Origin of the sequence: Paraburkholderia graminis C4D1M, from assembly GCF_000172415.1 — a bacterium.
Lineage (GTDB): Bacteria > Pseudomonadota > Gammaproteobacteria > Burkholderiales > Burkholderiaceae > Paraburkholderia > Paraburkholderia graminis.
The window spans coordinates 105,598-123,245 of sequence record NZ_ABLD01000019.1 but is presented as its reverse complement, the minus strand read 5'-3'; the positions used below and the strand labels follow the sequence as shown (position 1 = coordinate 123,245).

The 17,648-nt window shown below is 57.1% G+C and carries 15 protein-coding genes and 1 pseudogene; 7 read left to right on the top strand and 9 right to left on the bottom strand.

From position 1 onward, the window contains the following. Positions 1-8 precede the first annotated feature (8 nt). Positions 9-167 (bottom strand): annotated as a pseudogene (locus tag BGRAMDRAFT_RS34670) (IS5/IS1182 family transposase); the annotation flags it as partial. A gap of 1,140 nt (positions 168-1,307) precedes the next feature. On the opposite strand from BGRAMDRAFT_RS34670, the gene BGRAMDRAFT_RS24555 reads away from it, so the two are divergent. Both BGRAMDRAFT_RS24555 and BGRAMDRAFT_RS24550 read left to right on the top strand, forming a co-directional pair. Then, entirely contained in the window at positions 1,308-2,486 is a 1,179-nt protein-coding gene (locus BGRAMDRAFT_RS24555) for a porin (protein WP_044021857.1), read from the top strand. A gap of 115 nt (positions 2,487-2,601) precedes the next feature. Then, positions 2,602-2,991 (top strand): carboxymuconolactone decarboxylase family protein, encoded by a 390-nt coding sequence (locus BGRAMDRAFT_RS24550; RefSeq protein WP_044021856.1) that lies wholly within the window; start codon positions 2,602-2,604, stop codon positions 2,989-2,991. A gap of 286 nt (positions 2,992-3,277) precedes the next feature. On the opposite strand, the gene BGRAMDRAFT_RS24545 is transcribed toward BGRAMDRAFT_RS24550, so the two are convergent. The 5 genes from BGRAMDRAFT_RS24545 to BGRAMDRAFT_RS24525 all read right to left on the bottom strand — a co-directional run bounded on the left by BGRAMDRAFT_RS24545 (position 3,278) and on the right by BGRAMDRAFT_RS24525 (position 7,921). Then, positions 3,278-3,727 (bottom strand): MarR family winged helix-turn-helix transcriptional regulator, encoded by a 450-nt coding sequence (locus BGRAMDRAFT_RS24545; protein WP_006051567.1) that lies wholly within the window; start codon positions 3,725-3,727, stop codon positions 3,278-3,280. Between the two features lie 134 nt (positions 3,728-3,861). Beyond that, the gene (locus BGRAMDRAFT_RS24540; RefSeq protein ID WP_006051566.1) at positions 3,862-5,082 is read right to left on the bottom strand and encodes a CaiB/BaiF CoA transferase family protein; all 1,221 of its coding nucleotides are present in this window, start codon (positions 5,080-5,082) and stop codon (positions 3,862-3,864) included. Positions 5,083-5,095: 13 nt separating this feature from the next. Continuing rightward, on the bottom strand, positions 5,096-5,875 hold the full coding sequence (locus BGRAMDRAFT_RS24535; protein ID WP_006051565.1) for an enoyl-CoA hydratase/isomerase family protein: 780 nt from the start codon (positions 5,873-5,875) through the stop codon (positions 5,096-5,098). 47 nt (positions 5,876-5,922) lie between these two features. Next, complete coding sequence (locus tag BGRAMDRAFT_RS24530; protein ID WP_044021837.1) at positions 5,923-7,509, bottom strand: solute symporter family protein; 1,587 nt, start codon at positions 7,507-7,509, stop codon at positions 5,923-5,925. Continuing rightward, positions 7,502-7,921, bottom strand: coding sequence for a DUF485 domain-containing protein (locus BGRAMDRAFT_RS24525; protein ID WP_006051563.1), 420 nt, complete (start codon positions 7,919-7,921; stop codon positions 7,502-7,504). The genes BGRAMDRAFT_RS24530 and BGRAMDRAFT_RS24525 overlap by 8 nt, the downstream gene beginning before the upstream one ends. A 156-nt stretch (positions 7,922-8,077) precedes the next feature. On the opposite strand from BGRAMDRAFT_RS24525, the gene kce reads away from it, so the two are divergent. The 5 genes from kce to BGRAMDRAFT_RS24500 all read left to right on the top strand — a co-directional run bounded on the left by kce (position 8,078) and on the right by BGRAMDRAFT_RS24500 (position 14,172). Beyond that, positions 8,078-9,010 (top strand): 3,5-dioxohexanoate:acetyl-CoA acetone transferase, encoded by a 933-nt coding sequence (gene kce / locus BGRAMDRAFT_RS24520; RefSeq protein WP_006051562.1) that lies wholly within the window; start codon positions 8,078-8,080, stop codon positions 9,008-9,010. 67 nt (positions 9,011-9,077) lie between these two features. Then, on the top strand, positions 9,078-9,659 hold the full coding sequence (locus tag BGRAMDRAFT_RS24515) for a DUF302 domain-containing protein (RefSeq protein WP_006051561.1): 582 nt from the start codon (positions 9,078-9,080) through the stop codon (positions 9,657-9,659). A gap of 40 nt (positions 9,660-9,699) precedes the next feature. Next, on the top strand, positions 9,700-10,698 hold the full coding sequence (locus BGRAMDRAFT_RS24510; RefSeq protein ID WP_232292357.1) for a ketopantoate reductase family protein: 999 nt from the start codon (positions 9,700-9,702) through the stop codon (positions 10,696-10,698). A 102-nt stretch (positions 10,699-10,800) separates the two neighbouring features. Continuing rightward, positions 10,801-11,988: a thiolase family protein gene (locus BGRAMDRAFT_RS24505; RefSeq protein ID WP_006051559.1), complete on the top strand. Its 1,188-nt coding sequence runs from the start codon at positions 10,801-10,803 to the stop codon at positions 11,986-11,988. A 549-nt stretch (positions 11,989-12,537) separates the two neighbouring features. Beyond that, positions 12,538-14,172, top strand: a complete 1,635-nt coding sequence (locus tag BGRAMDRAFT_RS24500) for an MFS transporter (protein WP_006051557.1) — start codon at positions 12,538-12,540, stop codon at positions 14,170-14,172. A 693-nt stretch (positions 14,173-14,865) separates the two neighbouring features. Here BGRAMDRAFT_RS24500 and BGRAMDRAFT_RS24495 read toward each other — a convergent pair. The 3 genes from BGRAMDRAFT_RS24495 to BGRAMDRAFT_RS24485 all read right to left on the bottom strand — a co-directional run bounded on the left by BGRAMDRAFT_RS24495 (position 14,866) and on the right by BGRAMDRAFT_RS24485 (position 17,629). Next, positions 14,866-15,339, bottom strand: a complete 474-nt coding sequence (locus BGRAMDRAFT_RS24495; protein WP_044021836.1) for an RES family NAD+ phosphorylase — start codon at positions 15,337-15,339, stop codon at positions 14,866-14,868. Beyond that, positions 15,339-15,779, bottom strand: coding sequence for a type II RES/Xre toxin-antitoxin system antitoxin (gene parS, locus BGRAMDRAFT_RS24490; RefSeq protein WP_006051555.1), 441 nt, complete (start codon positions 15,777-15,779; stop codon positions 15,339-15,341). Before parS ends, BGRAMDRAFT_RS24495 begins: the two co-directional genes overlap by 1 nt. Before the next feature lie 284 nt (positions 15,780-16,063). Continuing rightward, complete coding sequence (locus tag BGRAMDRAFT_RS24485; protein ID WP_006051554.1) at positions 16,064-17,629, bottom strand: methyl-accepting chemotaxis protein; 1,566 nt, start codon at positions 17,627-17,629, stop codon at positions 16,064-16,066. Positions 17,630-17,648 lie beyond the last annotated feature (19 nt).

Here is a 17,648-nt window from a genome sequence, read left to right as displayed (position 1 = left end):
GAAAACGCTTCCAACGTACTCAGATAGCGCTGGATGCTTTCCTCAATCTGTTGCTGCCGTTTGTCGATCTTGCCATTCGTGAAGTTACGGTCGCGGGCGGTGTACGCCTTGAACTTGCTCCCGTCAATGGCAACCAGTGCTTGTGAGAACAGCTTCATATTGCCACAGGAGTGGCCCGTTCCCGAAGATGCTCGCCTAGAGCGGGATACCAGTACTCTTCCGCACGGTCTCCAGGGCGTCCCTTTTTCTCTCGGAGCAGATAGCCGCATTGCCGAACTGCCTGCTCCAGACCAGCCTTCGTTTCCGAATGTCTCTGGAGATCATCGCGGTAAGCAGTCATCTGACCGCCGGCCCCGTGTGAATCCTGGCCGTAATGGTACCAAGCGCAGCGTCCGGCACAAGCTGGCCGTGCGCTGCCGATTCCAGCGCTTTGGCCAGGTATTCGGAGTCGTCAACATTGTTAGACTCGCCCAGCGTGATCGGATACGTGTGCAGCACTGTGCCGCTGCCATCTATTACGTCAACAGTCGCTCGGTCATGATCGTCTTCCCGGTGTTTTGCATTGGGTGTAAGAACCAACCCGTCGTTGGCCCAGGATCTGCGGCGCCTGAGACGCCGATAGCGCTCCCTACAACTTGAACGCCTAGCATGCCTGTGCGCTGGCGCAGCTTTAGCATGCTCTGGGGCGCTCGCCGCCTGTGAGCCAAACCGCCGACAGGACGCTGCACGGGCAAGGCGCTGTGCCAGCATGTCCCCGAGATCGCGCCGGATCACGGCGATGGCGACACACAACGCATCATCGAATGCTTTCGATCTCAGGACCGTCGACATCGGGCTGTAAGGTGAATGATGCCGCACCGGGCGCTGACGGATTGGCGCAGATATAGGTACCCTGGGTCGCATTCACCCGGGCATGACCCATAGGCTGGGCCCATGGCGCGTTTTACTCATGCCGTTAATCAGCAAGACTCCTAGTTGACATTGCGCGTATATACACGGATTATTCGACTCCGATGTGAACACCGGCCTATGTTCGTTTCGTGACAGCGCGGTTAGCGTGGGGTAGTTCGCGATGCAGTTTGGGAAGTGCTCAAACCTGGGACCCGGTTGTGTCGGGGCGGGCCGGAGACTGCCCCCGGCAACATTGCTGCGCTGTTCGCCGATAGGCACTGACAGCATCAGGATGTGGAAGGCAGGCCTGTACGCCCTTCTCGCGTCTTCGGCGCGAACTGGGAATTGGGGCGGGCAGACACTGGCGCTGTGAAAAACGACCATACAGCAAGACAAGAATCAACGGAGACGTCATGATGAAGAAAACCTTCTTTGCAGCGGCAGCCGCTGGCAGCCTTGCCAGCGCATTACCTGTCGATAGTCAAGCACAAAGTAGCGTGACTCTTTACGGTGTTATTGACGCTGGTATCACATACGTCAGCAAGGTAGCGAGCGTCACAGGACATGGCAGCGTTCTGAAATATGGTGACGGTGTTTCGCAAGGTAGTCGCTTTGGAATTCGAGGTGCCGAAGACCTTGGGGGCGGCCTCAAAGCACTGTTTGTGCTGGAGAATGGGTTCAACAGCGGTGATGGCACGCTGGGGCAAGGCGGTGCGATGTTCGGACGCCAAGCGTACGTCGGTCTGGTGAAGGATGGAATCGGCTCCCTAACGCTTGGCCGCCAGTACTCGCTTTCAACCGATATTCTCGGCGCTGGGTACACGATGGGTAGTCAAACACCTGCGGGCAATTACGCTTATCACATCAACGACCTCGACCAGCTCGTTCAGAGTCGTCTCAACAATGCCGTCAAGTTCAGCAGCGCAAATTTTGCAGGATTGACGTTCGGCGGGATGTACGCTTTCTCTAACTCGACGAACTTTTCTGGTGCGCCGACGACAACCGCCGGCACCACGGCCACTCAAGGTTCGTCTAGCGCCTATAGCTTCGGTGCGAATTATACGAACGGCCCCTTCGGCATCGGCGCCGCCTACACCAATATTCGCTATCCCAACGGAGCAACACCACCGTTTGGCGTGAGCGTCGCAAACGTAAATACCGGAGGCCTCCGCGACCTTGAAACGTTCGGCATCGGGACCCGGTATGCAATTGGCGCTGGCCTGGCATGGGCTAACTGGACGCGCACAAAGCTGGAACCGCTCGCGGGTCGATCGTCGACACTGAACAATTACGAAATTGGCGGTCGATATCTGTTCACGGCTGCGCTCAATGTCGGATTAGGCTACACATTCTCCGACCTCAGTGACCGTTTCGAAGGGAAATGGCACCAGATCAATGGAGCGGTTGACTACGCGCTGTCGAAGCGTACCGACATTTACCTTCTGGCGGTTTATCAAAAGGCATCGGGCAGCAACTCGGTTGCCGGTCGCTCTGTCCAGGTTCAGGCCGAGATCGGCTCCGCACCTTCTTTCATCGGCAACGCAGGTGCGAACTCGCAACTCGTGACTCGCGTTGGGCTTCGTCACAAGTTTTGATTCTCGCAGAAGACGCAAGCCGGCTCGGTCCTGCACTCCGATGCCAAAGAGGCAGCGTCCAGACCCCCGAAGAACGCGCTAATAGACCATGTACGCGACAACTACGGAGCACATCATGAGCAACAGTTCACAAGAGGCCGGTATGGCCCGCCGCACCCAGGTGATGGGGGCAGACTTCGTCGAGCGTGCCATCTCGTCTGCTGACGCGTTCTCCCGCCCTTTGCAGGAATGGCTCAATGAGCATGCGTGGGGCACGACGTGGTTACGGGACGGGCTTGATCTCAAGACCCGGAGCCTCTGCACATGCGCAATGCTTGCCGCTCTCGGCAAAGGCGTCGAACTGAAAAGCCATATACGTGGCGCCATTAACAATGGTGCGACTGTCACTGAAATCCGCGAGGTCTTGCTTCACAGTGCGATATATGCCGGTGCGCCTGCAGCTGTTGAAGCGTTTCGAAACGCTGCCGAGGTACTGCGGGAATTTGATGCGAGCAATCCCGAATAGCCGAACCTCAGCGAAAACGCGCTGGCCAAATCAAAGCGGTGGGCGACGCTCCACTGCCGGTTTCGCTCCGGGTTTTCAGACAACAGAGGTATAGGCGCGATCCACCATTGCCCTGACTACTATCCGGTAAGTACGGGCCAAGCCGTCCACGGCCACGAAGCTCGCATATCAGTGGATACGGTAGCGATGTGCAATGTAGCCGTCGGTTAGTGCTTGCATCGCCGCCTCCAGCTTCGATGACGTGAGTCGAGCGTCGATCCGCGGTCGATGACGCTAATGAGCCACTTCAGCCAATGGCTGTCTCATTCTCCGCAGACAGTTCCCTGCCTACATTGACAATCCTCTTGAGCGTGTGCCGCAGCTCCTCAGATTCGCGTTGCCCCAACTTTTGCTCAAATCGCAGATGCACGCTCTCCCACAGGGGCAATGCGCAAGCCAAGAGCTTGCGCCCCTCCAGAGTGACGCTGACAAGTCTCTCACGCTTGTCATCCCCAACGTTGATCTGTACGAGGCCCTCCCTTTCGAGTGGTTGCAGATTACGGCCCAGTGTTGTGCGATCCATTGCCATCAAATCTGCCAACTCACTCAACGACATTTTCCCCACTGCTGACGCACGCGCAAGCATGGAAAATTGAGTGATACGCAGTCCGCTTGGTCTAAGCACTTCGTCGTACGCTAGTGAAAGGGCACGGGTCGCACTGCGCAAGAACGAACAGTTACATTGCAGCAATTCCATCGGGGCCTCTCAAGGTCGATCCATGTCAAAGTTGATTTACGCGCAAGTGCATCTTGTTATCGACGGTGCAAAACGACAGTGCAAAACGAAGAATCTCTGCCAGCCGGCGCAGAGATTCTTCGTTGGATCAGCGACTACTGAACAGCTGGGTCTTTCGTCATGACGTTCCGGCTAGTCAGCTCAGCAATCTGTTCCGAGTTGTAGCCCAACTCGCGAAGCACTTCGCCGTTATGTTCTCCGCGGAAGGCGGGAATCCCGGGATGCTCGAGCTCATTGGCCGAAAATCGCCACGGCTTCCCCGGCACACGTGCTGTGCCGCCCGCGCGGTCATCGATAGCTTCGGTCGCACCCCACCATCGTGCCCACTCTGATTCGGCGAAATCCTTGATGTCTCTAACGACGCCGAACGCCAGCTTGGCCTCGTCCAGTTGAGCGTCCAACGCCGCAAGGCTATCGAACGTAAGGATCCAGTCCTGTACGATTTGATGAAACTCGGCAAGATTTTTTTTGCGAAGTTCCGGCGTCTGGAAACGTGGATCGCGCGCAAGGTCCGCGCGTCGCATTGCGCCGATGTAGAGGGGGAACGACAGACTGGCAACGACGCTCGTAGCGATTGTGATCTTCTCGCCGGTGCTCGTTCGGAAGAATGGCGAGAATGACGGGCCAAGCGCCGGAGGTTCGGCCCCGAGATCAGCATCCGACAAGTCCACGTGCACACGTTCATTAATGGTCAGCATGGTAGCAGCCATTGCCACGTCGATATGCTGCCCCTCACCTGTCACGCCACGGCGATGCAAGGCTGCAAGCACTCCTATGGTAGCTTCGAGACCGGTGTAAATGTCAGCGTGCGAATAGGGATCGTGTCGGTCTTGCGCGAGGTCGTCTCCCAAATGGGAGAGGAAAGTGGACGTGAACCCCGACTCTGCATGCACAGTCGGCGCATAGGCAGCGCGATGCGACAGCGGGCCGCCTTGACCATATCCGCTGATCGAGACGTAGATGAGTCCCGGGTTAATCTCGCGCACGGACTCGTAGTCAAGACCGAAGAAAGCGAGTGTCCCTGCTCTAAAGTTTTCAACCAGAATATCAGCTTCACTGATCAGCTTCTTCGCAATCTCCCGCGCTTCCGGGTAATTTAGGTCAAGGCTGACGTTGCGCTTTCCGGCATTTTGCTGGATATAGTAATACGAAATCGAATTGTATTGCGGCAGCGCCGAACGCGAAATATCAGGCCGCGGCGGCTCGACCTTAATTACATCGGCACCGAGGTCATGCAACGTCTTCGCGCAGTGCGGTCCCGCAAGCACGCGCGAGAAGTCGATTACCTTGATGCCCGAAAGTGGCCCCTTGCTCATGTCATCCTCGTTTTCAGTTGCCTTCAAAGACCGCACTACCGGGTCCCGTCGTTGCAAATGCGTCTAGACCGCGCTGAAGGTCAGCGGTCCGGTAGATTGCATCAGCGATATCGGCCATTCCCTCATCCGCTGCACGCATCCCATTGTTACTGTAAAGCGAAGCGAGCCGCTTGGTGGCGGCATGAGCGACGGTCGGACCAGCCGCAATCTCACGAGCGACCGACATCGTCACAGCTTCCAGTTCAGGGTCGGGAACGACACGATTGATCACGTTCCAGCGCTCGAGCGTCGCCGCGTCGTGCCTGCGAGCAAGCAAGACGATTTCTTTCGCCCTAGCGAGACCGACGCGATCGATAAGGCGCTGCACGCCCCCCATGAGAGGGTGCAGCCCCAGCGTCGCTTCGACTAGGCCCATCTTGGCGGATGCTGCGGCGATAATCAGATCTGAAGCAAGGGCAATCTCAAATCCACCGCCGACGGCGATACCATGGACGGAGGAAATGATCGGGATCGGAAGTTCATCGAAGGCGCGAAGGACACCGACGAAGTCAACGTCGTTACGACGCGCGCCTGCGTTTTCAAAAAGCGACATCTCCGCTCCAGCCGAAAAATGTCGCAATCCGCTTTTGATGACGACCGCTCGCGCCTTCTCTGTTTCGGCACGCTTCAGGTTGTCGATCAACGCTTCTGACAGCGTTTTTCCCACAAGGTTGTGCGGGGCGAACTGCATTGTGATGACGGCGACGTCGCCGTCTTTCGCAAATTGGATCGGTTCGGTATTAAGTGAAGTCATCTTGTTTCCTTTATAAATAACGTGTAGTTGAACGAGGGGTGCCGGCGTTAGTGCTCGACCGCCTCCTCGGCACCGTACCCGCTAAGCATCCGCAGCTGCTGCTCTTCGAAGCTAGTGGCAGACGTTCTTTGAGAAGTGATCAACGAAACGAGCCAACCAGCCAGAAAGCCGCAAGGGATGCTGATAATTCCCGGATTGGCGAGAGAAATCAGTGGCGTTGTAGTTTTGAAGACGAGGCCATGTGCGCCAATGACGGCCGGTCCCACAAGGACGAGTCCTATTGAAGAGAGAACACCAACAACCACGGCCGCGACGGCGCCAGCGTCAGTGAAGCGGCGCCAGTAGAGTGTCATGAGAATGACGGGCAGATTCGCGCTGGCGGCAATGACAAAAGCAAGTCCGACAAGAAACGCGACGTTCAAGGACTTCACTGCCAGCGCGAGGCAGATTGCGACTACCCCAAACGTCACGGTCGCAATCTTGGCCACACGAACCTGACGCTTGTCCTGCGCGTCGTTACGGAAGACCAGCATTGCAAAAATGTCGTGGGCAATCGTCGATGCAGAGGAAATCATGATGCCAGACACAACCGCGAGGATTGTCGCGAACGCGATCGCGGATACACAGGCAAGCAACATTTCCCCGCCGAACGATCCCACGCCGCCGCCCAACGAGACAGCGAGCAGTGTTATTGCGCTATTACCTGCCTTGTTTGATTGGAGGATCGACTGCGGACCGACGATTGCGCACGCTGCGAAGCCTAAGAGGCAGACCATGATTGCGAATGATGTCATGACAACGAGTGCGATCTTTGCCGAATGCCTTGCGTCGACCGCCGACGGTACCGTGTAGAAACGTGTCATGACGTGCGGGAGCCCAGCCGTTCCAAGAGCGAGAGCGAACGCGAGCGAAACAGTGTCCAGAGGATTTTTGAGGTATGCCCCCGGAATCAGATAGTGATCCGGATGCAGCGAAGAGGCTTTAGCCTTGGTGAACATCGCCCCAACGTCAAACGAGAAATGTGCGAGCGCTAGCACCAGCAGAAAAGCTGCCGCAGACCATACGAGGACAGCTTTGACGATCTGAACGTACGTCGCTCCGACCATGCCGCCGAACAGCACATAGGCGATCATGAGCACGCCAATCAGAATCACTGCTGCATCCGTGCCAATCGGCAGCAGGAGGCTTGCGAGCGCGCCAGCACCCACGAGTTGCGCAAGCAGATAGGCCAGAGCAATGAGCAGCGACGACGCGGCAGTTGCCCCCCGCACGGATGCCGATGGCAGACGAAGCGCAACAACGTCCGACAAAGTGTATTTGCCGCAGTTGCGCACCGGCTCGGCGACAATCAGCATGATCATCAACCAACCGACGATAAACCCGACCTGATAAACGAGGCCGTCAAATCCGAACAGCGCCACGAGTCCCGTTACCCCCAAGAACGACGCGGCGGACATGAAGTCACCCGAAATCGCGAGCCCATTTTGCATGGGCGTGAGATTGCGCCCTGCAACAAAGAATCCAGCTGCTCCCTTTGACCGACGCGAAGCCCAACTCGTCAGCAGCAGACTGAGCAGAATGAACGCGGCGAATGCAGCAATCCGGACGCCGCCGCCAGACATGAAATTAGACATGTTGGACCCCGCGAGTAGCTTGCTGCGCATGCAACCTCAAAGAGGCCGCGCGTGCGTCGAACTTCGCGGCCGCCCACGTGCAGTAGGCCCAGAATGCAGCCACCGTTACAAGCAGCTGCGCAGCGACTGCTGCCAGACCGATGTTGATCTCACCATACAGAGACTGGCTCATCGCAGCGGGCGATGACAGGACCAAAATCAACAAACCAAAGTAGATAGCGAGCGCCCCCACAAGCAGCGGCCAGACGAACCGGTTGCGGGTCTTAGCCAACTCCCACGTCTTCGCAACAAGCTCCGTCGACTCTTCCACTCCTCCTGCCGATTCCAGCCGATCGAACTCAAGGTTTCCAAACTCTGTCGGGTGCATCTCCGCCTCCTTTGCCTCAATGTTTTCGTGACGCGCTGACTTCATTGCGCTGCGTCTCCCGTGTATGCGTTGTACTCGCGTAAACACCGTTGACAATGCGAGTATATACACGCAATATCGCGTCATCAAAGCAATTCGCATCACTTGGTGTAAACACCAACAGGACCTGCGCTGTCAGGTTGCAATCAATCAGGAGCCGCCATGAAAAAGCAGCGTAAAGTCATTGTCACTTGTGCCGTGACAGGCGCGATTCACACCCCTACGCTTTCCGACTACCTGCCGTATAAGCCCGAGGACATCGCAGAGCAGGCGATTGCCGCGGCCCAAGCAGGTGCATCAATCCTTCATCTTCACGCACGCGACCCGGAGACGGGCGCCCCCACCGGCAATCCAGAGATTTTCTCGAAGTTTCTGCCAGTTATTAAGGAACGTACGAACGCCGTCATTAACCTGACAACGGGCGGTAGTCCCGAAATGACAGTTGAAGACCGGCTCGCGGCAGCGCTCAAGTTTCATCCCGAGATGTGCTCGCTGAACATGGGCTCGATTAACTTCTCAATGCATCCGCTCGCTGGGAAGATTTCTGAATGGAAATTTCCGTGGGAGAAGGAATACCTACTGGCGAGCGAGGCATTCATCTTTCGCAACACGTTCCGAGACATCGCAAGAATCTATGAGTTGATGACCGACCACGGCACTCGGTTCGAACACGAATGCTATGACATCGGGCATCTATATAACCTCGCGTATTTTCTCGATAAGGGACTCGTTAAACCGCCCCTCTTTATTCAGAGTGTGTTCGGCATCTTGGGCGGAATTGGGCCTGAGGCGGACAACGTTGTATTCATGCGACGTACCGCGGACCGTCTTTTCGGTACTGACTACATCTGGTCCGTTCTTGCTGCGGGCCGCCATCAGATGCCGGTGGCAGCACAGTCGGCTCTTATGGGAGGAAACGTCCGCGTGGGGCTTGAAGACAGCCTGTATATCGAACGAGGCCAGCTTGCGAGAAGTAATGCGGATCAAGTTGTCAAGATAACGCGCATGCTTAACGAGTTCTCGCTGGAAGTCGCAACGCCGGACGAAGCGAGGGAGATGCTGCACCTGAAGGGCGGAGACAACGTTAGCTTCTGAGCAAAGCATCGCCTGTCGCGTAAAAAAATTAGGTACTCGAACCATCATCAGTAAGGAGATATTTATCATGCAGTCAACCGTCAACGTCGCGCGCCGATTGGCCACCCTTTGCCTGTCTGCATCCTTCTTCGCGAGCATGTCCGCCCACGCGGCAACCGTGGACGTTTCGGAAACGTCGATGGTCGTGCAACACGTGACTGTCTCTTCGAGCAAGCCTTACCCGGCGGTGATTGCGGACATTGAGGGCAGTCTCGAGAAGCTCGATGACCGCTATCGGAAAATGGCAAAGGAGAAGCGTACAGATGAACTTCAGACCGAACTCCAGAAGGCGGCGGGAAAATACGGCCTGATGATCCATTACACAGGCTCCTTCACCAACTGGTTGGCGCTTAAGGGTGTTCAAAAACGTGGAACTGAGTACTTTACCGGCAACATTTTGACGGCCGTGGAGATGACAAGTCAGAACATGGGTGCCGGTCTATATGCACCATTGCGCATCATGGTCTATGAAAACTCTCAGGGCGGCACGACCATCGAGTACGATAAGCCGTCGACTCTGTTGAGTCAGTACCACAGCGCTGCAATCGACGTACAGGGTCGGTCACTCGACGAGCGCCTCGCGAAACTTTGCAACGCAGTGCTTCAATAAACGGTTTCTGACGCACCTCTATCCGCCATCGGAAGGTGAAATGGCGGGTGTTATTCCTCGCGAGCGCGCGATTAACCCGCGCGATTGCCAATGTCTTCACGATGGTGATGAGATGCGAATTCTAGTGCTGGGAGCAGGCGCGCTGGGTGGATATTACGGTGCTCGGCTTTTAGAGGCAGGAGCCGATGTGACCTTCCTCGTCAGGCCCAAGCGCCAGGAGGTCCTACAGGCCAACGGGATTGCCGTGAAAAGTGTCTCCGGTGACACCCTGTCAAACGTCAAAACTGTACTCGCAGAGGATGTAGACGCCCGGTATGACCTAGTGCTTCTCACCTGCAAGGCCTACGACCTCAAGTCGGCTATTGCCTCCATTGCGCCCGCCGTTGCAGAAAACTCTGTCATCCTTCCCTTGCTTAACGGACTTGCGACTTACGACGCCCTCGACCGCCACTTCGGTCGTCACCGCGTGCTTGGTGGTATCGCCTACATCGCCACAAAGTTGTTGCCGAATGGTGATATCGCTCATCTGAGTCCTTTCGACAAGTTGATTATCGGGCCGCGCGATCCGGTCCAGACGGATGCGGCCCGGAAGATCTTCGAATGTTTTTCTCGGACCGCGGGGGATCGCACGCTGTCCGAACGGATTGAAGCCCAGCTTTGGGAAAAGTGGGTCATGGTTTGCGCAGGCGCCGCAGCGACTTGTCTGATGCGCGCGACGATCGGCCAAATCATGCATACGGCCAGGGGCGAGCACCTGATTCGGGCGTTGATCAGCGAATGCCAGCAAGTTGCACGCAGATCGGGATTTGCGCTTGAGGATGCCGCTGTCTGCAGCTTAGAAAGTTCTCTGCTTGATCCCGACTCAGCGTGGGCGGCTTCGATGATGCGCGATATTGACATTGGGGCGCAGCAGATTGAGGCAGACGCCATCGTTGGCGATATGATCCAGCGCGCAAAGCAGCACTCGATCGACACCCCTTATCTAGACGTCGCTTATTCGCACCTTCAGGCATACGGACTTCAGCGTACCGCATCGTAAATCGGCGCGACGATGCAGTCCGTTCCACGCCTCCAATAGGTTTGACGCACGCAAGAGCGTGCGTCGCTGTCAGCGCAGATATGCAGCACACGGAGAAATGATATGTTCAAAGACACGGAAATTGTATTGACCGCACCGGTTCGCACGGCGATTGGCGCGTTCAACGGCTCTCTGAAGGGCGTACCCGCCACCGACTTGGGTGCCTCAGTGGTGAAGGAGGTCCTTCGTCGAACCGGGTTGCCCGCTTCGAAGGTGGACTCTGCCGTCCTCGGCAACGTAATTCAGGCTGGTAACGGCATGAATCCGGCGCGCCAGGCATCTATTAAAGGCGGCCTTCCGGTGTCTTCCCCCGCCCTCACGGTCAACCGCGTATGCGGCTCTGGTGCGCAGGCCATCGTAACAGCCGCTCAGGAAGTGGCCCTTGGCACAGCCGCGGCTGTGATTGCCGGGGGGATGGAGAACATGGACAGAGCGCCCTATCTCTTCCCTGACGGCCGATGGGGCAGCCGCATGGGGAATACGTTGATCATTGATAGCATGCTGCGCGATGGCCTGAACGATGCGTTTTCAAACGAGCATTCCGGGTGGCACACTGAAGATCTGGTCAAGGAATACCGTATCAGCCGGGAGGCGCAGGATCGTTGGGCAGAACGTTCGCAGACCCGCTTTTCGAATGCCCAGGCAGAAGGAAAATTCAAAAATGAGATCGTCCCCCTTGAGATATCCCTCGGGAAACGACTCGTCGAGTTTTCTGTCGACGAACAGCCCCGCCCCGATTCGACGTTCGAGACCCTCTCGAAATTGCGGCCAGCCTTCAGGCCGGACGGCACCATTACGGCAGGCAACGCGCCAGGTCTGAACTCCGGCGCGGCGGGCATGCTCGTCTCTACCCGGGCCTTCGCTGACAAGAACAATCTTGAGCCTGCAGCGAAGCTGGTTGCATTTGCAGTATCTGCGGTCGAGCCGGGCATCTTTGGTATCGCGCCTGCTCCCGCAGTCGGGCTGTTGCTTGAGCGCGCGGGATGGCGCCTGACGGATGTCGATCGAGTCGAAATCAATGAGGCTTTCGCCGCTGTCCCGCTAGCCGTCATGAAACAGATTGGTCTGCCAGACGAAATAGTCAACGTGGATGGTGGCGCGATCGCACATGGTCACGCGATCGGCGCAACGGGCGCTGTACTCACGACCCGCCTGCTTCACTCCTTAATGCGCGATGGCTTGAAGCGTGGCATCGTCACGCTGTGCATTGGGGGTGGCCAAGGTATTGCGCTTGCGGTCGAACTTCTTTGACCCCTTCATGAGCAGCAAAGGATCACCGACTCGTTGACCCGACCGGGCAAACGACGCTGACGCGGGCATAAGACGGTAGCCGCAGAAGCCCCGTCAATGACTATTGCACGGTCTTCCTTTACGTTGACTTTCATGTTTCCCGCGCCCGTTGGAGTCCAGCCTTTCCGCCGCTGGGTGAGCGGGCGCTAGGGGTCTCCAGGATGAAGCGCTCGGAGTCCTGGTGTGGGAGCAGCCGACAACTCATATTGACGGACTTCCCGTTTTCATCGATCAACGGTGCAATGAACGTTGTCGGGTGGGCGAACGGAGGGCTCGGTCGATCCCTGGTCCCTTGCCTGCATAAGAATTCCAGCTCGCAGGGACTCGCTGAACATCGAGCACAAGGGTCGCCTTTAGCGGTATGTGCAAATACGCCGAACATTGGCGACGCAAACAATGGATGACCGGTTGGAGCCGTTGATCGTTGAACGTCGATCTGATTCATCAGCATCAGCATCAGCATCAGCAGCGGTTCGGAGGCGTCTATAAGTCGGGATTGGAGCACCTCATATGGATGAAAGATCACCTGCTCTCGGCGATTCCGCCAAAAAAGACCCGCTGAATAGCGCTCGCCGCGCAGGACTGAGGCACTGGTTGTCGACGCGAAATGCTCGAGTTCTGCTTTGCACATCTGGCGTATCTTTTATGATCATGCTGGATTCCAATATTGTCGCGGTATCGCTATCGACGATAGCTAAAGATCTTAACGCTAGCTTTACAGACATCGAGTGGGTCGTCAGCGCATACATTTTGCCGTTTGCGGCGTTCCTCATGCCTGCGGGAGCGCTCGCTGACCGATTCGGACGGCGCCGTTTGTTACTGACGGGCATGTTGCTCTTTACGGCTGCGTCCCTTGTTTGCGGCTTGGCGCCCAATTCAACCATTCTAGATGCCTCACGTGGGCTGCAAGGTGTTGGATCGGCAATCCAGCTCAGTGCCGCTCTGGCAGTGTTGGGTCATACTTTTCGCGGCGCCGAGAGGGCTCGAGCTTTCGCATTTTGGGGAACGCTCGTCGGAGTAGCTGTAGCGATAGGCCCTCTAATTGGCGGCTTTATCACGTCTACCGTCGGCTGGCGATGGGCGTTCCTAGTCAACGTTCCTGCTGGGGCCGCGCTGATCGCCGTCGGATTCTCGTCAGTCGACGAATCACGCGACCCGCACTCGCGAAAGTTGGATCTGGCGGGGATAACGTTTCTCGGAGGCGGACTGTTTTATTTGGTTTGGGGGCTGATAAACGCCAACGTTGACGGCTGGCCCAGCAGGCTAACTCTCGGCAAGCTGTCCGTCGCGACTGCACTGCTGTTTTGTTTCGTGGTCGCAGAACTGGTTCAAAAGCGCCCCATGGTTGATTTTTCGTTGTTTCGCAGGCGGACGTTCTTGGGCAGCAGTATTGCCATGCTTGGATTTGCGTCAGCGGCCCAAGTCATGATGACGTATCTGCCTTTGTACCTGCAGAATAGCTTCGGCTTCAATCCGGCTTTGGCTGGAGTTACCATGATGCCTTTCGCGCTCCCCTTATTTCTTCTTCCCCGTGTCGGGGCGAGTCTCGCTCGCAGCATGTCAGGGCGGGCCATTCTCACGATCGGCTTATGCATTGTTGCTTGCGGCAACCTCAGTACTGCGCTGGTGGTACATTTTGGTGGTTCGCTGAAGTTGCTCTGGATGGGAATGTTGATCACTGGTTGCGGGGCAGGACTGCTCAACGGTGAAACAACGAAGGTTTCTATGACAGTGATCCCGCCCGAACGCAGTGGAATGGCATCGGGAATTGGTGCCACGTTGCGCTTCGTTGGACTCTTACTCGGTATCACATTCCTTGGCGCGATCTTGGCGAGCGAGACAAGACGTCATTTCATACGGGCCGTAGCGAATGAAGGGCTCCCGCAGCTCGATGCGAAGACCATCGAACTGGTTATCTCGCACATTGTCGCCGGGGACACCGAGGGAAGTATCGTCCCAGCTGTGACAGATCAAGTGATTTATGTGGCACGCAACAGCTTTGAGCTTGGCTTTTCGTCGGTGTTGTTCGCTGCAGCCGCTGTTGCTGCAGTCTGCGCAATGCTCACTTACTTACTTGTCGATGTCTGGGAAACCGCTCCCCAACCTATGTCCTTACAAGGCGAATCCTCAACGGTTGTTGACTAACGGCAATCAATCGCGGCATTTTCGTATCACGTCCAATGAAGCGGCGTCCAGATTGCGATTCCATGACCGAAGCGCGTGCTTTCTTGGCCATTCAATGATATTGGCGGTCAGCGCTACGATTCACTTCGACCCGACGTCGTTTGAGAAGACGATGTGATGGATGGCTGCAGCGCACGTCCGATTTAGAGCGCGGAGCGGCCCGCCGAGGGCCCGAGCGCCACCCTTGAGAGGGTGAGCTAAGTTGTTGAATGAGCGTTCACTAGCGACCCATGGCGGGCGTTAGCAAAGGCGTCGAGGAGCAAACCACAACTCGCCTTACGCCGTTGGACGGTGTCCAATCGAGCGTCTGTATCGAGCGGAAATTACGAACTTGAAGGCGACGGACGCGCGTCATGTTTCCTCTCGGTTGGTCTGGCAGATATCCCAGCGCGACGAAAGCTGCCCAGGGACCTACGGGTATCTGACCAAATACATGTGACGCTATCCATTCCCGCTACTGATTCACCGCCAGCATCGATCGAGCTTGAAGGCGCGTTACGCGGCATAGCCGCTCGCCTCATCGTTGCATGTCGTATTGATTGGCGCTAACGCGTAACCGCAACGGCGCATCGGGCTTACGCCTAGTGACCAACACAATCTATGTCAACTCGGAAGGACGGACACCGCTAGATTGTACGCTGACCACCTTCTCGCCTAGTCCCGCGCCTGAGTGTGTCGCAACAGCCGCGTATCGGTCAGCCATTCTTCTCGCGCTCCAATTTCGACATCAACGAAATCGGCATGGTTAGGGTTGAGCAGATAGTTGGTTTCAGCCGGGACGACTGCACTGGGAACCGCCAGCACGGCACTAGTACGCATCTGCGACCATGTGTTCCCGATCTGCTGCAGTTCGCCCCTCGCTGATATCTCCCGCCAGTCGGCGGGCAGGCTGGCGGGATCAATACGTTCCACGAGTCTTTGTGGGAACCTGGCCGGAATCATCACATAGCGGGCGCGCAACGGTGAGTCTTGAACCAGCATCTCGAGGAGCGCCAGCGACTGCGTTTGAGCTGTATATACCATAGCGACGCCCTTAGGATTCCACCGGCCACCGTACAGCCTCGCGCCTTCTCCGGAAAATGCGGTGCTTGCATATCGCTCAGTGACTACCCGCCATACCGTGAGCATCACGCAAACACGCCATGCTCGATGCGTCCGAGCGTGTCCATCACACTGTCGGCGCCAATGTCGGTATCCACGAGGCTAAGCGGCGTCGCACCGTCCAGCGCGGAGGTTGCGGTCTTCAGCCACGCGAGCGCTGGGTCGAGACCGTCAAAAACCTCTGCAGCCCGCGCAACCACGCGCGCAAGCCGCAGCAGTTTCGCTGACTCCTCACGACTCAAGACGCCTTCGCGCTTGCGGCGTGCCAAGGTCCGCTCGGGAATATCGAGCGCCTGCGCCAACTCCGCTTGCGATAAGCCGATCGATCTGAGCATGGCGTCGAGCGCCTGCGACGAAATCCCATGGCGGACCACGTCCACCCACTCCAGACCCGATCGGGGAGCACGCGGGAACACAGTGCGGCCCCCGAGCAGCGAGTCCGCTGACACCCTTCCGCTATAACTCATGATCCACCTCCTGCCATTTGGCGTCTATTCTACACCAAAATGGCAGAACCGGTCCGTTTCATGCCGCCGGGCAAAGCAGTCTGCGTGATCGCCAAGCCAGCCCCGTGGCGATTTTTTTGGCCAACCATTCGCCGCGCTGCCCATTGCGTTGCATCTAGCCGACCTAACGCCAGAGCTAGGCTTTCGGTCGGCGAACCTGACGCGTCGCGGCAGGACCCGCGACTGCGTTGCAACAAGCTGTGCGGCCGCTCCACGATGGCCGGATCTCGGCGTGATAGGTCTGGCTATTTATCGACATCGGGCACCTTGAATACCGACACCACCTCGCGCAAAGAACGCGACTGAGCCGCCATTGATTGAGCCGCCGCCGAAACCTGTTCCACCAACGCCGCATTGCGCTGCGTCACCTCGTCCATTTGCGAGATGGCAACGGTCGCCTGTGCAATTCCCGAATGCTGTTCCTCGGATGCGGCGCTAATCTTTTTCATTAATTCGGCAACCCGTTCTACTGATTCCAGAATCTCACGCATTGTGAGTCCAGTATCTTCGACCAAGGCGCTGCCATCGCTGACCGTTGCGACGGCCTGAGTTATCAGGTCCTTGACCTCCTTGGCAGCCGAAGCGCTTCGTTGCGCTAGCGTACGCACCTCGCTGGCCACTACAGCAAATCCTCTTCCCTGCTCGCCAGCGCGCGCGGCCTCGACTGCGGCGTTGAGCGCCAGAATGTTTGTCTGGAAGGCGATGCCTTCGATCACCGAAATTATCTGCGTCACTTTCCCGGAACTGGTCGATATGTCGCTCATGGTCTCGACGACCCGGCCTACGATCGCCTCGCCGCGGCTCGCGGTTTGGCAAGCCTGCGAAGCGAGCAAATCGCCTTTTCCTGCGTCGTCTGCATTTCGCCGCACCGTCGCCGCTAGCTGTTCCATACTGGCAGCGGTTTGTTGCAAGGAGGCCGCCTGCTCTTCCGTACGCTGGCTCAGGTCAGCATTCCCCGTCGCGATCTCCGCAGAACTGATTGCAATGCTCCCGCTGCCAGCAAACACCCGCGCTACCGTCTCGCGAAGACCTTCGTTCATGCGCCCAAGCGACCCGAGCAGTAGGCTGATCTCATCTTCACCTTCCGCTTGTATCGTTGATGTCAGGTCGCCTTTTGCGACGCGTTCGGCTAATTGCACGGACTGTTGTAGTGGAATAGTAATAGACCGGGTGATGAGGAAGGCGATCGAGACACCCCCGATCAACGCAGCAATCATGAGGACGAGTGTCCATACGCGCGCGCTAACGAACGCCGCATTTGCAGCCTCAACTTCCCGCACAGAGCCCTCATGATTAAGCTTACTGTCCGCGTCTATGAACGACAGAGTAGTCGCAAAGCGCGAAACTCCTTCGCTGGCCGCAAGCTGACGGGCGCTGGACAAATTGGCGTCTGCTGACCCCATCAACCGTTCAATCTGGTCGCTCGTCTCAAGATAACGTGCCCAGGACGATTCGATCCCTTCGTAAAGCCTTCTTTCGTCGTCAGAGGATAGATACCTTTTATAGTTCTGCATCGCAGCCGCAAATCCGATCACGCCTGCCGCGCGACGTGCGTGCAACTCGCTAATCCCTTTTTCGTCTGCCGGAAGCAGTTCGCGCAGCGAAATGCGACGCACGTCATCGGCGCTGCGCCGGATCTCGCTCAACGCCTCTACACTAGGCAGCCAGTCTTCCGAGATGGCGCGTGTCCCGGCGAAGATCCGGGACGATTGCACCAAGCCAATGCAACCGACAGCCGTCATTAGCAGCAGTACAAGTGCAAAGCCGACACCGAGGCGCCGCCCAATCTTCATGTTCTTGATAAACGCCATCTTGGAAAACCTCGAGTTG

Excerpts from the sequence above, each read along its gene's own strand:
- BGRAMDRAFT_RS24555 (WP_044021857.1), top strand. The coding sequence starts at position 1,308 with ATGAAGAAAACCTTCTTTGCAGCGGCAGCCGCTGGCAGCCTTGCCAGC.
- BGRAMDRAFT_RS24485 (WP_006051554.1), bottom strand. The coding sequence starts at position 17,629 with ATGGCGTTTATCAAGAACATGAAGATTGGGCGGCGCCTCGGTGTCGGC.
- BGRAMDRAFT_RS24545 (WP_006051567.1), bottom strand. The coding sequence starts at position 3,727 with ATGGAATTGCTGCAATGTAACTGTTCGTTCTTGCGCAGTGCGACCCGT.
- BGRAMDRAFT_RS24510 (WP_232292357.1), top strand. The coding sequence starts at position 9,700 with ATGGCGGGTGTTATTCCTCGCGAGCGCGCGATTAACCCGCGCGATTGC.
- BGRAMDRAFT_RS24525 (WP_006051563.1), bottom strand. The coding sequence starts at position 7,921 with ATGAAGTCAGCGCGTCACGAAAACATTGAGGCAAAGGAGGCGGAGATG.
- BGRAMDRAFT_RS24495 (WP_044021836.1), bottom strand. The coding sequence starts at position 15,339 with ATGCTCACGGTATGGCGGGTAGTCACTGAGCGATATGCAAGCACCGCA.
- parS (WP_006051555.1), bottom strand. The coding sequence starts at position 15,779 with ATGAGTTATAGCGGAAGGGTGTCAGCGGACTCGCTGCTCGGGGGCCGC.
- BGRAMDRAFT_RS24550 (WP_044021856.1), top strand. The coding sequence starts at position 2,602 with ATGAGCAACAGTTCACAAGAGGCCGGTATGGCCCGCCGCACCCAGGTG.
- BGRAMDRAFT_RS24540 (WP_006051566.1), bottom strand. The coding sequence starts at position 5,082 with ATGAGCAAGGGGCCACTTTCGGGCATCAAGGTAATCGACTTCTCGCGC.
- BGRAMDRAFT_RS24530 (WP_044021837.1), bottom strand. The coding sequence starts at position 7,509 with ATGTCTAATTTCATGTCTGGCGGCGGCGTCCGGATTGCTGCATTCGCC.
- BGRAMDRAFT_RS24500 (WP_006051557.1), top strand. The coding sequence starts at position 12,538 with ATGGATGAAAGATCACCTGCTCTCGGCGATTCCGCCAAAAAAGACCCG.
- BGRAMDRAFT_RS24535 (WP_006051565.1), bottom strand. The coding sequence starts at position 5,875 with ATGACTTCACTTAATACCGAACCGATCCAATTTGCGAAAGACGGCGAC.
- BGRAMDRAFT_RS24505 (WP_006051559.1), top strand. The coding sequence starts at position 10,801 with ATGTTCAAAGACACGGAAATTGTATTGACCGCACCGGTTCGCACGGCG.
- kce (WP_006051562.1), top strand. The coding sequence starts at position 8,078 with ATGAAAAAGCAGCGTAAAGTCATTGTCACTTGTGCCGTGACAGGCGCG.
- BGRAMDRAFT_RS24515 (WP_006051561.1), top strand. The coding sequence starts at position 9,078 with ATGCAGTCAACCGTCAACGTCGCGCGCCGATTGGCCACCCTTTGCCTG.